This is a genomic window from Sphingobium sp. GW456-12-10-14-TSB1 (assembly GCF_059424385.1).
The window spans coordinates 2,241,387-2,255,450 of sequence record NZ_JBWKZI010000001.1 but is presented as its reverse complement, the minus strand read 5'-3'; the positions used below and the strand labels follow the sequence as shown (position 1 = coordinate 2,255,450).

The following is a 14,064-nucleotide window of genomic DNA, read 5'->3' as shown; positions in this document are numbered from 1 at the left end:
CTAGCCCTCGATCCGTGGGTAGCGAAACGAAATCCGAAACCGTTGCAAGAGCGGTTATGAAGGTGGCCAAATTGTCGGGCGACCTGGGCATACGCACGCTCGATCTCCAGGCCGACATCAGCGAACTGGCCGACCGCGTAACGCAGCAGGCGCGCACGATCGAGGCGATCAGCGGCGCAGCGACGCAATTGTCGCACGATGGCGAAAGCGTGGCCAATGCCGGGCAGGATGCGCGCGCCAAGGCGGTGGCGGCCCGTTCCATCATCGACGATTCCGGGCGGCAACTCTCCGCCGCCAACCATGTCTTTGTCGATCTGATCGATCAGGTCAGCCGTATCCATGAGCGGCTGGACGGCTTTGGCGAAGCGCTCAAGACCGTCGCCCATGTCACCAATGTGATTAGCGGCATCGCGCGGCAGACCAATTTGCTAGCGCTCAACGCCACGATAGAGGCGGCACGCGCGGGCGATGCCGGTCGCGGCTTTGCCGTCGTCGCCGCCGAAGTGAAGAAACTGGCGCAGGAAACCGGCGCGGCCACGCACACGATCGAACAATCGATCGCGGCGTTGACCAGCGAGGCGGGCGGGATGCTCGACAGCATCAACCGCGGCGCGCAGACCGCGCGCACCGCGCAATCGGACACGCGCAACATAGAGGCGCTGGTGGAGCGGCTTGGCTCGCTCATGGTCGACCTGTCGAGCAATACCGAGGGCGTGGCCGAACGGATCGCGTCGATCGTGGGATCGGCGGGGGAAATCCGCACTGGCCTGGCCGCGCTGGCCAGCACGTCGGCGGACAATGCGGGCGGGTTGCAACGCCTGTCGGGCCGCGTATCGACCGCCAGCGACGATACCAACATGCTGCTGCAATATCTGGCCGAAAGCGGGGTCGCGATTCCCGATTCGCCCTATATCAGTTTCAGCCTGGAATCGGCCGAGATCGTCAGTCGCGCGATGGAGCAGGCGATCGACAGCGGGCGGATCAGCGAAGCCGCGTTGTTCGGCGATCTGCCAACCCCTATTCCCGGTACCAATCCGCAACAATATAGCCATCCCGTACAGGATGTGATGTTGCCCGCCGCGCGCGCGCAGCAGGAAAAGGCGCGCGCCTTCACTGGCCTGTTCGGCATGACCTTCACCGACCGCAATGCCTTTGGCGCGATCGCCATGCCCGAACGCGCCCATCCGCAGCGGCCGGGCGAAGATGTATGGAATGCGGAATATTCGCGGCAGGGCCTGATCTTCGATTTCGCCGATACGCGCGAACAATGCCGCACGACGCAGCCCTTCTGCATCAAGGCGTATCGCCGCCTGACTGCGGCGGGCGATGTCATCCTGCTCAAACAGGTGATCGCGTCGATCCATGTAAAGGGCCGGCACTGGGGCATACTCCAGATGGCCTATCAGGATCAGGGCTGAGGCAGCGATTATCGGATCGCCGCTGCACGATCCCGCCATTCTCCCGATTGCACCATCGGTGCCCTGCTCCCCGCCTCATCCTGCTCCACGATGAACGGGTGGTTTTGTGTCGTTCATGCAACAAGCTCTATCGTCATGGGTTCTGACATTCACGAATATGCCCATGCAAAGGACTCTGCCATGACGTTCACTTTCAGACAGGCTATTGCTGCCCTGTCACTCGGCGCGATGACGCTGACCGGCCTGGCCGCAACGCCCGCTTTCGCCCAGCCGGGCCGCGACAATCGCGAACGGCGCGACGATCGCCAGGACCGCAGGGCCGACCGCCGGGATGATCGCCAGGACCGACGCGCCGACCGGCGCGATGATCGCCGCGACTGGCGCCGGGATCGTCGGGACGACCGCCGCGTTGCCTATCGTCGGCCCGGTCGCGTGGTGTACCGCTATGACTGGAACCGCCCCGATCCGCGTTATGGCCGCAGCTACCGGCCCGACCGCTATTATCGCGCCGGCTATGCGCCGATCCGCGTCGATCGCCGCACCCGCATCTATCGTGGCTATGATGACCGCTATTATTGCCGCCGGTCGGACGGCACCACTGGCCTGATCGTCGGCGCGGCGTTGGGCGGCCTGCTCGGCAGCCAGATCGATCGCGGCCAATCCAATGTCGCGGGCATATTGATCGGCGGCGGCGCAGGTGCGCTGCTCGGCCGTGAAATCGACCGGGGTGGCCTGAACTGCCGCTAAGCGGGACGAAGGGGCGGGCGCTGCGCGTTCGCCCCGTTCAGCACCATCCGTGACGCGCGCCATCCCATTCGCGTGCCAGCCCTTCGGCGACGAGCATCCCGCCGATCGATTCGCCGCCGCGTGTCACGACCCTCAGCGATCGACCGTAGCGGTCCGTATCCCGGTCCCCGCTCTCCAGAGAAAACGCCCCCGCATTCATCAGGGCCTGCAACCGCTCCGTCGCCCGCGCGCCCAATGCACCCTCGGCGGCGCAGCGTGGCCCGTGGGTTTCGGGCGTGTCGATATCGGCGATCCGATATTTCTCGCCGCCAAACCAGAATGTGTCGCCATCGACGACGCAATTCACACCGCCCCCGCTATGGCAAAAGCCGAATTGCGCGGACAGCGCATCGGCGGCCATGCTTTGCCGGGGGGGCTCCAGGGGCGGCCAGGCACCGCGATCCATCCAAATCGGCCCGTACCAGCCAAGCAACAGGCCCAGACATAATGTGTAGATCAACGCCGGGCCGCTGAAGCCAGAGCTGCGCCGTTGCGCGCGTCCATATCTCTGTCTCGCCATGCCGCGACGATAGGCGGCTATTGGCAAAGGGGGCGTTAAAGCCGGTCCAACCTCTCGCCAATCCGGTGAGGATCGAGTTTGACGCGGATCAATGACGCGCGGTTCCAATGCGTCATGCTGGCCATTCCATCATCCGAAACGGAGCCAGTCGATGAACGCCGCCGCGCCGCCCAGCCCCTATGTCCGCATCGGCGGCGAACCGGTCGTCGCGGCGATCGTCAACCGCTTCTATGACCTGATCGAACAGGACAGCCTCTACGCTGACCTGCGCGCGGTTCACGCCGCCGATCTGGGGCCGGTGCGTTTGGGCCTGACACGTTTCCTGTCGGGCTGGCTGGGCGGGCCGCGCGACTGGTTCGCGCGCGGTCAGTGCGTCATGTCGCTGCACCGCGCTTTCCCCATCACGCCCGCGCTTGCCGACGACTGGGCTTTGGCGATGACATGCGCGATTGCAGGTCAACAGGATATGGACCCAGCGATCGGCGACGCAATGGCGCAGGCGCTGGGTCACATGGCGCGCGGCATGATCAATTTCGCGCTCGACGGGAGCAGTGAGGCGGCCTGATCGACCCGATCAGTCCTCGCTGCTTTCCGCCCCGTCCTCATCATCCATTGCCGGTTCGCCGGCATAGGCGTCCATGTCGATCTGGCCGGATCGGTTCATGGCGTTCATCTTGTCGACAAGGTCCGGTACGTCGTCGGGGATGATCTGGGCCGGATTGCCATGTCCGCCATGTTCGCTCTCTTCGCTGAGGTCAGTCGTCCGCGTCCGCGCGGACTCCGTTACATCCTGCGCCTGCGTGCCCGCCTCATTCTGTTCGCTATTCTCATCAATGTCATTATCGGGGATCGGATCGGCCATGGACGCTCTCCTGTAGCTGGTTCAATCCCGTCCCAACGGTCCGCACGGCACGCCGTTCCGCGTCGCCCTCGCTGAATCCACTGGACAGCATCAGGCCAAGGGGGCAAGGGCGGGCGCGATCCTTTCGCACTGCAGCAGGAATCCATCATGTCCCGCCAGCTTATTTCGTCCGGCTCGCCCTTTGAGGCGCAGGTCGGCTATTCCCGTGCCGTCGTCCAGGGTGACTGGTGCTTCGTCGCCGGCACCACCGGCACCGATCCGGAAACCAAGACCATGCCCGACAGCGTGGCCGAACAGGCCGCCAACGCGCTCAAGGTCATCGGCGCGGCGCTGGAGGAGGCGGGCTTTGCCTTTTCAGACGTGGTGCGCGTCACTTATTACATCACCGACCCTGCCTATTGGGACGAACTGGGGCAGGCGACCGCTCCTATATTCGGCACCATCCGCCCCGCCGCCAGTTGCGTCGTCGCCGGACTAATCAAGCCGAACATGAAAATCGAAATCGAAGTCACCGCATTCAAAGGGTAAGCCGCCATGATCACGATGTACGGCATCAAAAATTGCGACACGATCAAGAAGGCCCGCAATTTTCTCGACAATGAGCGCGTCTCCTACAGCTTCCACGACTATAAGGTGTCGGGCGTGGACAAGGCCAAGCTGGAGGAATGGGTGATGGAACATGGCTGGGAAACCATCCTCAACCGTTCCGGCACCACCTTCAAGGCGCTGGATGCCGGGGACAAGGCGCATATCGATGCGGACAAGGCCATCCTGCTGATGATGACCAACCCGTCGATGATCAAGCGCCCGATCCTGGACACGGGCAAGCAAACCATCGTCGGTTTCAAGGCGACGACCTATGAGAACGCCCTGGCAGGTGCCATAGCATGACCGGGCGGCGCCTGATCCGCGCCTGCCTGACGCTCCTGTTGCTCCTGTTGCCGGTGGAGATGGCCATGGCCGAACCCTTGTTGATCGCCCATCGCGGGGCCAGCGGCGAGCGGCCGGAACATACGCTCGCCGCTTATGAGCGGGCGATTGACGAGGGCGCAGACTTTATCGAGCCGGATCTGGTCCTGACCAAGGACGGCATATTGGTCGCCCGCCACGAAAATGAGATCAGCGGCACGACCGATATTGCCGATCACCCCGAATTTGCCGATCGCAAGACGACCAAGACCATTGATGGCGCAGCGGTCACCGGCTGGTTCACCGAAGATTTTACCCTGGCCGAACTGCGTACCCTGCGTGCGCGCGAACGGCTGCCCATGCTGCGCCCAGCCAACACCCGCTTCAACGATCTCTATCTCATCCCGACATTTGAGGAGATATTGAAGCTCGTCCGCGCCAAGGAGGCGGAAGCGGGTCGCCGCATCGGCCTCTATCCCGAAACCAAGCATCCCAGCTATTTCGCCGGGATCGGACTGCCGCATCAGGCGCCGATGCTCGCGCTGCTGGAACAATATGGCTATCTGACGGAGGCCGACCCGGTCTTTATCCAGTCGTTCGAGGTCGGCAATCTTCAGGCCTTGCGCGCCGCCACCCGGCTGCGGCTGATCCAGTTGATCGATAGCACCGCTGGCCCGGCCGACCGGCCGGACCTGAGCTATGACGGCATGATGAGCGTCGAGGGGCTGCGCGCGATCGCCGACTATGCGGACGGCATCGGTCCTTCCACCAATCGCGTACTGGCTGACAGCGGCGCCACCGCGCTGGTGGGGCAGGCGCATGATGCCGGCCTACAGGTCCATATCTGGACCTTGCGGATGGAAAATATGTTCCTGCCCGCCCAGTATCAGCGGACCGACGACCCGGAAGGACGGGGCGATTTTGCGGGCTATGTTCGCGCCGTGGCGGCGACCGGGGTGGACGCGGTCTTTACCGATTTCCCCGCCCAGGCACGCGCCGCGCTGGAGAAAGCCGCGCCCTGACTTGTCAAACGCATCGGCTGAGCGAATAACGGAAATATGCTGTCCCAAAAGACCCGTTATGCCATCCGCGCGCTCCAGCATCTGGCCGACCGCTATCGTCAGGGACCGGTGCCGCTGAACGAGATTGCCACGCGCCAGAATATTCCGGGCAAATTCCTAACGGTGATCCTGTCGGAATTGTCGCGCGAAGGGCTGGTGGCGACGCAGCGGGGCAGGGACGGGGGCTATTGGCTTGCGCTCGCGCCGGTCGACATCAGCTATGGCGACATTGTCCGCCTGACCCGTGGGTCGCTCGCGCTCACCCCCTGCGCCAGCCGCTTTGCCCATGAAAGCTGCACCAACTGCCTGCCCGAATCGGAATGTCGCCTGCACCGGGTGATGCTTCGCGTGCGGGATGAAACCGCGCGGGTGCTGGACGGGATCAGCCTGGCCGAGCCGTTCGCGGCGCTGGGTGAGGCATAGGCCTTGCGCCGACCGCGTCGCTTCGCCACATCGGGCCTATGACGACATCCCCGCAAGCTACGTCCCAGCAGGACCGCCCGCTCAGGGCGACGCTGATCCCGGTCACCCCGCTCCAGCAGAACTGCACGCTTTTCTGGTGCACCGCCACCATGCGCGGCGCGTTCGTCGATCCAGGCGGCGACCTGCCGGTGTTGAAGCAGGCAGCGGCGCAGCATGGCGTGACGATTGAAAAGCTGCTCGTGACCCATGGGCATATCGATCATTGCGGGCAGGCGGGCGTGCTGGCCCGCGACCTTGGCGTGCCTATTGAGGGACCGCATGAGGATGACCGCTTCTGGATCGACAAGCTGGCGCAGGATGGCGCGCGCTGGGGCGTGCCGGGCGAAAGTTTCGAGCCGGACCGCTGGCTGGTCGATGGCGATCAGGTGACCGTGGGCGATCTGACCCTCGACGTCCTCCATTGCCCCGGCCATACGCCCGGCCATGTCGTGTTCCACCACGCCCCCAGCAAGCTCGCCATCGTCGGCGATGTGCTGTTTCAGGGGTCGATCGGTCGCACCGATTTCCCGCGCGGCAACCATCAGCAATTGATCGACGCGATCACCGGCAAGCTTTGGCCGTTGGGCGGGGATACAGCCTTCGTCCCCGGCCATGGCCAGATGAGCAATTTTGCCCATGAGCGCCGCACGAATCCCTTCGTCGCCGATTCGGTGCTGGGCTGATCCTCGCCGATATGGGGATGTGACGGGCGCCCGCAGTCAGGCGCCCCATCCTTTATACATGGGCTGACAGCGCGGGCGGCGCCGGCATCTCCCGCGTGGCGGTGTAGGCGATCGTCAGCGCCGTGATCGCCAGGCCGGCCGTCACCAGCCATGTCAGCAGCGCACCGCCAGCCCGCCAGGGGGTGGGGGCTTCGGCATCCATGCCAAACGCATGGGCCACGCGCGCCACGATATAGACCAGCGCACCGATCCACAGCCATAGTGACGCGCCAACCGCCAGTTCGACCACCAGGAACAGGATCAGCACGATCGGGGTATATTCGACAAAATTGGCGTGCGCCCGCATCCGCCTGGCCAGCAGCGTATTGCCCGCATCGCCATGCAATATTTTGCCCGAAATGCGAATCCGCGCGCATCGCGTCGCTATCCACAGATTGAGCAGCGCGCAGGCCGCGGCGAAGGTCAGCGTGATCGGCAGGAGCATCGATTTTCCCTTCATTTCTATGCCCTGCACCCTAGCCGCTGCGGCTTGGCAGGCAAGGAAGGACTTGCGCCCCGATCAAAAAGCGCTATAGGCGCAGGGCTTCGCGATCACCCAGGGCCGCATGGGTCTGCGGCGCCTGTGGCGTCAGCTTTCATGTTGGATCTGGCCGTTCGCACAACCTGATAGATTTACGGAACAAGGTGCCGATATGGCTGTCCCCAAAAGGAAAACGTCCCCCTCCAAGCGCGGTATGCGCCGTAGCCATGATTCGCTGCGCGTCGAAGCGTTCCAGGAATGCTCCAACTGCGGTGAACTCAAGCGCCCCCACAATATGTGCGGCGCCTGTGGCCATTATAACGGCCGCGAAATCGTCGCCGTCGGGGCGTAACGACTTTTCGATCTCCGCAAAGGGGTGATCTAGGGTGTCCAGCCAGCCGCGAATCGCCATAGACGCGATGGGCGGGGATGAAGGCGTGCGCGTGATGATGGCGGGTGTGGCGCTCGCCCGTCACCGCCATGACGGGCTGCGCTTCACCCTGTTCGGTGACGAAACCCGCATCAAGGCGGCGCTCGACAACCATCCCAATTTGCGCGCGGCGTCCGACGTCGTCCATGCCGATACCGTCGTCGATGGCGCTGACAAGCCGAGCGTTGCGATTCGCAAGAAGAGCAGCTCGATGAGTATGGCCATAGCGGCCGTGAAGTCGGGTGATGCCGGTGCAGCCGTGTCGGCGGGCAATACCGGTGCGCTGATGGCCATGGCCAAGCTGGCGCTGCGCACCATGCCCGGCATTGATCGGCCCGCACTGTCGGCCCTGTTGCCCACGCGTGGCGACAATGACGTCGTCATGCTCGATCTGGGCGCGAACACCGAATGCGACGCCCGCAATCTCGTCCAGTTCGCGGTGATGGGGGCAGCCTATGCCCGCATCGCATTCGATCTGGAGCGGCCGCGCGTGCGCCTGCTCAACATTGGTACCGAAGAGCTTAAGGGTACGGACGAAATCCGCGACGCTGCGGCCATCCTGCGCGCTGCGGACGTCCTGCCGATGAGCTTTGACGGCTTTACCGAAGGCGACAAGATCAGCCGGGGCGATACCGACGTCATCGTGTGCGACGGTTTTTCCGGCAATGTCGCGCTCAAGACGATCGAAGGCACGGCCCGCTTCGTCACCGACGTGCTGCGCAACGCCTTCACCAGTTCGATCCGTTCGAAGATCGGCTTCCTGATCTCGAAACCCGCGATGCACCTGCTCAAGCATCATCTTGATCCCAACAATCATAATGGCGCGGTATTTCTGGGCCTCAATGGCGTGGTCGTCAAAAGCCACGGCAGCGCGGACGCCAAGGGCATCGCCAATGCGGTTCATGTTGCCGCCCGCCTGCTGGAAGAAGACATCACCCGCCGCATCGCGGCCGACATGGCCGCCGTTCAGGCGCTTATTGCCTCGTCGAAGCTGGAGCAGCCCGTCAAGTGATCCGTCGTGCGATTCTCCTGGGGACCGGATCGGCGCTGCCGGCGCGTGCGGTCAGCAACGCGGAACTGGCACAGACCGTCGATACCAGCGACGAATGGATTGTCGAGCGCACCGGCATCCGCAATCGCTATATCGCGGGCGAGGGTGAAACCACCGCCTCGCTGGCGGCCGATGCGGCGCAGGCCGCTCTCGATGCCGCGGGCGTTGCGGCGCAGGACATCGACCTCATCATTCTGGCGACCGCGACCCCGGACCAGACCTTCCCCGCCGCCGCCACCAGGGTGCAGGCCGCGCTGGGCATCGATGATTGCGTCGCCTTTGACGTCGCGGCCGTCTGCTCCGGCTTCCTCTACGCCATGACCGTTGCCGACAGCATGATCTGCTCCGGCGCGGCCCGGCGCGCTCTGGTGATCGGTGCGGAAACCTTCAGCCGTATTCTCGACTGGGAAGATCGCACCACCTGCGTCCTCTTTGGCGATGGCGCTGGCGCAGTCGTGCTGGGCGCGGAGGAAAGCGCGGATGGCGCGCGCGGCATATTGGCCAGCAAGCTGCACGCCGATGGCCGCCACAACGGCCTTCTCTATGTCGATGGCGGACCGTCCACGACGCAGACCGTGGGCAAGCTGCGGATGAAGGGGCAGGAAGTGTTCCGCCACGCCGTGGTCAATCTCGCCTCGGTGCTGAACGAAGTCATGGCGACGGCGGGCCTGTCCAACAGCGATATCGACTGGCTGGTGCCGCATCAGGCCAATGCCCGCATCCTGGACGCTACCGCGCGCAAGCTCAAACTCTCGCCCGACCGGGTTGTCGTGACCGTCGATCGCCACGCCAATACCTCGGCTGCGTCGGTGCCGCTGGCGCTCGATTGCGCGGTGCGCGACGGCCGGATCAAGCCGGGCGACCTTATCGTGCTCGAAGCGATGGGCGGCGGCTTCACCTGGGGTGCCTGCGTCCTGCGGGTCTGATCCCGCAAAATCACGCAACCTTGCCAAAGCCCTGCGAATCCCGCACATTCCCGCAAAGGCCATCCGACTATGGTGGCCCAAGGGGTGGAAATGGGGAATCCGATGATCGGCACAGGCACATTAACGCGCGCAGACCTTGCTGAAAGCGTCAACCGCCACGTCGGCCTGTCGCGGGCCGAAGCGGCAGCGCTGATCGAATCGATCCTGGGCCATATGTCCGACGCGCTGGAGCGCGGCGAAAATGTGAAGATTTCGAGCTTTGGCACTTTCGTCCTGCGCGACAAGACCCAGCGCATGGGCCGCAATCCCAAGACCGGGGTGGAAGTGCCGATCGAACCGCGCCGCGTCCTGACCTTCCGCGCCAGCCAGACGATGCGGGATCGCGTCGCAGGCGACTGACGGGCGCTAGTGGATTGATCCTGACATTTGAACACGCCTTATCCCATAAGGTAGCAAATGTCAGAATCGGACCACTAGGATGGCTGGGTGCGGAGTTTCGCGACGATGGCCCGCGCCGCGCGGGTTACATCGTCCCACGTCTGCGCAAAGCCCGCTTCGTCGCCATAATAGGGATCGGTCACGCCGCTCCCCTCCCGTCCCGGCACCATATCCATCAACAGCGCCAGCGTCGCGCTTCCATCGGATGGCCGGATACGCCGCAGATTTTTGAGATTATCGCCATCCAGCGCGAAAATATGCGCGAAGCTGCGGAAATCGGTGGCGCGCACCTGACGCCCACGATAGCCCGATATGTCGATGCCGTGGCGCTGCGCCTGCCGCACCGCGCGCGGGTCCGGGGGACAATCGACATGCCAGTCGCCCGTTCCCGCCGAATCAACGATGATGTCCAGCCCGGCCCGTTCCGCCTCCGCCCGCAACGCAGCCTCTGCCAGGGGCGACCGGCAGATATTGCCCAGGCACACGAAAAGGACGGATGACATGGTTGGGGCCGTCATCCCTCCGCCACCGCCGTCGACAGGCCCAGTCCCGGTACGCCGATGGAGCGCTTGCCCGAAAAATCGGTGCGCGCGACGATGACGCCCAATTTCTCCATATAGTCGATCAACCGGCGCACCCGCCCCGGTGAACTGGTGCCATAGGCCCGCGCCAGCGCCGCATCGTCCGGGCAGGGCTGGCCCTGCATCGCGGCGCGCGCGATCAGCAGGAAGGGGGCCAGCATATCCTCCGGCAATGGGTCCGCCGCGCGCATCGCCGGTTCCCAGCGGACGTCGGCTGCGTCCATCATCCCCGCCTGCGCCATGGCAAAACGCTTGCGGAAGGCTGGCAGGTCCAGCGGCGGGGTACGCAGCCCCTTCATCCGGCAGCGGACGCCAAAATCCTGATACAGCGTCGCTATGCTGGGCGCTGCATCGCCCAGATCGGCGACGATTTCCTCCAGCACCGTCATCACCACCGGCTCATTCTGGCCGAAATCCAGTTCAGGCGCGGCGGGCCGCGCCTGTGGCGAATCGGCCAGCGCGCGGATGATGTCCTCGGCGGCGCGGGGCGGGGGATCGGCACGGGGCGGCGCGACCGGCACGGCGTCCGCCGCTTCGGGGGCGAACAGCAATTCCTGAAAATCCTCGCCGCTGGTGACGGGGGGCGCCATCAGCTTGTGCGTGCCGCCCCGAGTGCTGGTCTTGACCGCGCCGATCTTTACCGCGACCGGACGGCGGCAGATCGCCGGACCCAGCGCCAGGAACCGTCCGCGCTCCAGATCGCGGATCTGCTCCGCTTGCCGCCGCTCCATCCCCAGCAGGTCGGCGGCGCGCGCCATGTCGATGTCCAGAAAGGTGCGCCCCATCAGAAAGTTGGAGGCTTCCGCCGCGACATTCTTGGCCAGTTTCGCCAGCCGCTGGGTTGCGATAACCCCTGCCAACCCGCGCTTGCGCCCCCGGCACATCAAATTGGTCATCGCCGCCAGCGATACCCGGCGCGCCTCGTCCGATACGTCGCCAGCGGCGGCGGGCGCAAACATCTGCGCCTCGTCGACCACAACCAATGCGGGATACCAATGGTCGCGCGGCGCATCGAACAGGGCGTTGAGGAAGGATGCGGCGCATTTCATCTGCGCGTCGATCTCCAGCGCTTCCAGGCTCAGCACCACCGACGCGCGATGTTCGCGTATCCGGGTCGCCATCTTGACGATCTCGCGCTCATTATAATCGCCCGCGTCAATCACGACATGGCCGTAGCGGTCGGCCAGCGTGACGAAATCCCCCTCCGGGTCGATCACCACCTGCTGCACCAGCGGCGCGCTTTCTTCCAGCAGGCGGCGCAGAAGATGCGATTTGCCCGACCCCGAATTGCCCTGGACGAGCAGCCGGGTGGCAAGCAATTCCTCCACGTCGACCAGCACGTCCTTGCCGTGGCTGTCGGTTCCTATGCTGATGCTGGCGGTCACGCTCATCCTTTGGCCCAGCGGACCGGGTTGGCGCAAGAACTTGCTCACCAATTTTCAACCTGTGCCCATTAACCGGGGAGGATGGTTAAGAATCCCCTCCTCGTTCGTGTCCGCGACATGATGCGCAAACGTGCATTGCTGGCGGGTAGCAACAATCTGGGGGATACGATGGTGCCGCTTGGCGGCGTCATAATGCTGGCCTTGATCGGCACGGCCATTCTCCTTGGCCTGCTCAGTGCCCAGATCGAACGCAATGCCGACGCCTATCTGCATCGCGTCGTCAATGGCGCGTTGCTGCGTGAGCGGGCCGCGGTGGGGGATGCTGTCATGGCGTCGGCGCGCTGGGACGATGCGGTGGGCCATGTCTATGGCGATTTCGACAGGCAATGGGCCGAAAGCAATCTGGCGACGGAAGTGGCCGATTCCTACGTACTTGACGTCCGTGGACGGACGATCTGGTCGGCGGCGGGCAGCGAATTGCCCCGGCGCGCGCGCCGCCTGCCGCTGGACCAGGCGCTGGACCTGCCGGTACTGCATGAACTGATGACGGCGCTGCCGCAGAGTCACCGCGCCGCGCTGGACGAGCGCAAGGCCGTTGTCCGCTTCGTGCGGTTGCAGGGTCAGGCGGCGATCCTGGGCGTCCGCGCGATCACGCCGTGGAAAGACGTCGCTCACTTGCCGTCCGGGGATGTGCGTTATCTGGTGCTGACCAAACCGATCGACGCCAAATTGCTGGCCGACATGAGCCGCACCAATCAATTGCCGCTGCGCTGGAATGTCGGCACCACCGGCGACACCGAAAACGGTATTCGGGTCAAGGATGTCACTGGGCGGGTGCTGGGGCAGGTGGAATGGCGCCGATCATCGTCGGGGGCGAAGGCGTTGCGCCAGATCATGCCCGCCGTCGCCATCATCGTCCTGACATTCCTGGCCATGTCTGGCTGGCTGGCATGGCGTCTGATGGCGGCGCATCGGGCCTTGCGCAAGCAGGTCCAGCTGTCGCGCGATGCGGAAAGTGAAGCGCGCTCCGCCGCCGAACAGGCCAGCAAGGCGCTGGTGCAGGCTGAAGCGGCCCGGCAGGCGTTGGCCGCCAGCGCCGATCAGGTCGCGGCGGAGGAACGGCGACATCAGGAAGAATTGCGGCGCAACGGTCGCGTGATAGCCGAAGCGCTGGAACGGTCCATGGCCCTGCTGGTGACGCAGCTGTTCGAAACGGCTGCCGCGCTGGAACATAGCGCCGACGATACGATGCGCACGATCGACGAGCAGCAGCGGCACGTCGATACCGTGACGGCGCGCGCGCGCGATACCGCCGGATCGGCCCAGGCGATCGCCGCGACCATTGACGATCTGACGGCATCGATCGGGGCTTTCACCGGCACTGCCTATGACATCCGCGAATCGGCGGCGAGCGCCAGCGGACAGTCGGCCGCCGCCCACCACGCCAATGATAATCTGCGTCGCCATGTCGGCAGTGTCAACGAAGCGACGAAGCTGATCGCGGAGATTACCGGCCAGACCAACCTGCTGGCGCTCAACGCCACGATCGAGGCGGCCCGCGCCGGAGAGGCGGGGCGCGGCTTTGTGGTCGTCGCCAACGAAGTCAAGGCGCTGGCGGCCCAGACGGCCCAGACCACGCGGGAGATTCAGGCGCGCGCGGATGGGATCGAACAGGCGGCGGAACAGACCTTCGCGCTTGTCGGCTCGGTCGATACGGTCCTCGCCAGTCTGGTCGAAACGATCGGTGCGGCGGCCTCATCCGCCCAGCAACAGCTTGCTTCGGTTGAGGATATTCAGCGCGTTTCCCGTTCGGTCGCGCTGGATGCGGGCGCCACCAATCAGGCGGTCGACGCGATTTCCCATGCCCTGCGGCATTCGGCGCAGGCCGCCGCTGCCACCCGTGCCCAGGGCGCGGCCGTACGACAGGGGGTGGAACAGGTGCAGGCAGAATTCGGCCGGCTGATCGAGGCGCTGAAGGCGGCTTGAATCGCGCAGCGCAAACGATGGGAAATGCTTGACCCTTTTACTGTTG

General features: G+C 64.6%; 18 protein-coding genes. 13 read left to right on the top strand and 5 right to left on the bottom strand.

Annotated features, from left to right (window positions below; genetic code table 11):
* The first annotated feature begins 56 nt into the window (after window positions 1-56).
* On the top strand, window positions 57-1,418 hold the full coding sequence (locus AC07X9_RS11040; RefSeq protein ID WP_017181984.1) for a methyl-accepting chemotaxis protein: 1,362 nt from the start codon (window positions 57-59) through the stop codon (window positions 1,416-1,418).
* Between the two features lie 180 nt (window positions 1,419-1,598).
* The gene (locus tag AC07X9_RS11035; protein WP_026002197.1) at window positions 1,599-2,165 is read left to right on the top strand and encodes a glycine zipper 2TM domain-containing protein; all 567 of its coding nucleotides are present in this window, start codon (window positions 1,599-1,601) and stop codon (window positions 2,163-2,165) included.
* 37 nt (window positions 2,166-2,202) lie between these two features.
* Here AC07X9_RS11035 and AC07X9_RS11030 read toward each other — a convergent pair whose 3' ends face one another.
* On the bottom strand, window positions 2,203-2,724 hold the full coding sequence (locus AC07X9_RS11030) for a thermonuclease family protein (protein ID WP_241763596.1): 522 nt from the start codon (window positions 2,722-2,724) through the stop codon (window positions 2,203-2,205).
* Between the two features lie 151 nt (window positions 2,725-2,875).
* Between AC07X9_RS11030 and AC07X9_RS11025 the strand changes: the two genes are divergently transcribed.
* Window positions 2,876-3,289, top strand: a complete 414-nt coding sequence (locus AC07X9_RS11025) for a globin domain-containing protein (RefSeq protein WP_019054234.1) — start codon at window positions 2,876-2,878, stop codon at window positions 3,287-3,289.
* A 9-nt stretch (window positions 3,290-3,298) separates the two neighbouring features.
* Here the strand turns inward: AC07X9_RS11025 and AC07X9_RS11020 are convergent, their stop codons facing one another.
* Window positions 3,299-3,586 (bottom strand): hypothetical protein, encoded by a 288-nt coding sequence (locus AC07X9_RS11020; RefSeq protein WP_017181980.1) that lies wholly within the window; start codon window positions 3,584-3,586, stop codon window positions 3,299-3,301.
* 147 nt (window positions 3,587-3,733) lie between these two features.
* Between AC07X9_RS11020 and AC07X9_RS11015 the strand changes: the two genes are divergently transcribed.
* The 5 genes from AC07X9_RS11015 to AC07X9_RS10995 are packed head-to-tail and all read left to right on the top strand — an operon-like array spanning window position 3,734 to window position 6,701.
* Window positions 3,734-4,114 (top strand): RidA family protein, encoded by a 381-nt coding sequence (locus AC07X9_RS11015; protein WP_017181979.1) that lies wholly within the window; start codon window positions 3,734-3,736, stop codon window positions 4,112-4,114.
* 6 nt (window positions 4,115-4,120) lie between these two features.
* Complete coding sequence (locus AC07X9_RS11010; RefSeq protein ID WP_017181978.1) at window positions 4,121-4,477, top strand: ArsC family reductase; 357 nt, start codon at window positions 4,121-4,123, stop codon at window positions 4,475-4,477.
* Complete coding sequence (locus tag AC07X9_RS11005) at window positions 4,474-5,517, top strand: glycerophosphodiester phosphodiesterase (RefSeq protein WP_017181977.1); 1,044 nt, start codon at window positions 4,474-4,476, stop codon at window positions 5,515-5,517. Before AC07X9_RS11010 ends, AC07X9_RS11005 begins: the two co-directional genes overlap by 4 nt.
* A gap of 36 nt (window positions 5,518-5,553) precedes the next feature.
* A complete protein-coding gene (locus AC07X9_RS11000) occupies window positions 5,554-5,979 on the top strand; it encodes an RrF2 family transcriptional regulator (RefSeq protein ID WP_019054237.1) in 426 nt (141 codons plus the stop codon).
* Between the two features lie 38 nt (window positions 5,980-6,017).
* On the top strand, window positions 6,018-6,701 hold the full coding sequence (locus tag AC07X9_RS10995) for an MBL fold metallo-hydrolase (RefSeq protein ID WP_017181975.1): 684 nt from the start codon (window positions 6,018-6,020) through the stop codon (window positions 6,699-6,701).
* A gap of 52 nt (window positions 6,702-6,753) precedes the next feature.
* Here the strand turns inward: AC07X9_RS10995 and AC07X9_RS10990 are convergent, their stop codons facing one another.
* Entirely contained in the window at window positions 6,754-7,185 is a 432-nt protein-coding gene (locus AC07X9_RS10990) for an MAPEG family protein (RefSeq protein WP_026002195.1), read from the bottom strand.
* 208 nt (window positions 7,186-7,393) lie between these two features.
* On the opposite strand from AC07X9_RS10990, the gene rpmF reads away from it, so the two are divergent.
* The 4 genes from rpmF (at window position 7,394) to ihfA (ending at window position 10,027) form a co-directional block, all read left to right on the top strand.
* On the top strand, window positions 7,394-7,573 hold the full coding sequence (rpmF, locus tag AC07X9_RS10985) for a 50S ribosomal protein L32 (RefSeq protein ID WP_026002194.1): 180 nt from the start codon (window positions 7,394-7,396) through the stop codon (window positions 7,571-7,573).
* Window positions 7,574-7,640: 67 nt separating this feature from the next.
* Window positions 7,641-8,663, top strand: coding sequence for a phosphate acyltransferase PlsX (plsX, locus tag AC07X9_RS10980; protein WP_017181972.1), 1,023 nt, complete (start codon window positions 7,641-7,643; stop codon window positions 8,661-8,663).
* Window positions 8,660-9,628 (top strand): beta-ketoacyl-ACP synthase III, encoded by a 969-nt coding sequence (locus tag AC07X9_RS10975; protein WP_017181971.1) that lies wholly within the window; start codon window positions 8,660-8,662, stop codon window positions 9,626-9,628. Before plsX ends, AC07X9_RS10975 begins: the two co-directional genes overlap by 4 nt.
* A 102-nt stretch (window positions 9,629-9,730) precedes the next feature.
* The gene (ihfA, locus tag AC07X9_RS10970) at window positions 9,731-10,027 is read left to right on the top strand and encodes an integration host factor subunit alpha (RefSeq protein ID WP_017181970.1); all 297 of its coding nucleotides are present in this window, start codon (window positions 9,731-9,733) and stop codon (window positions 10,025-10,027) included.
* 74 nt (window positions 10,028-10,101) lie between these two features.
* Here the strand turns inward: ihfA and AC07X9_RS10965 are convergent, their stop codons facing one another.
* Window positions 10,102-10,569: a low molecular weight protein-tyrosine-phosphatase gene (locus tag AC07X9_RS10965; protein WP_017181969.1), complete on the bottom strand. Its 468-nt coding sequence runs from the start codon at window positions 10,567-10,569 to the stop codon at window positions 10,102-10,104.
* An 11-nt stretch (window positions 10,570-10,580) separates the two neighbouring features.
* Complete coding sequence (locus AC07X9_RS10960; RefSeq protein WP_026002193.1) at window positions 10,581-12,032, bottom strand: helicase HerA domain-containing protein; 1,452 nt, start codon at window positions 12,030-12,032, stop codon at window positions 10,581-10,583.
* Window positions 12,033-12,113: 81 nt separating this feature from the next.
* Between AC07X9_RS10960 and AC07X9_RS10955 the strand changes: the two genes are divergently transcribed.
* The gene (locus AC07X9_RS10955; protein WP_241763595.1) at window positions 12,114-14,018 is read left to right on the top strand and encodes a methyl-accepting chemotaxis protein; all 1,905 of its coding nucleotides are present in this window, start codon (window positions 12,114-12,116) and stop codon (window positions 14,016-14,018) included.
* Window positions 14,019-14,064 lie beyond the last annotated feature (46 nt).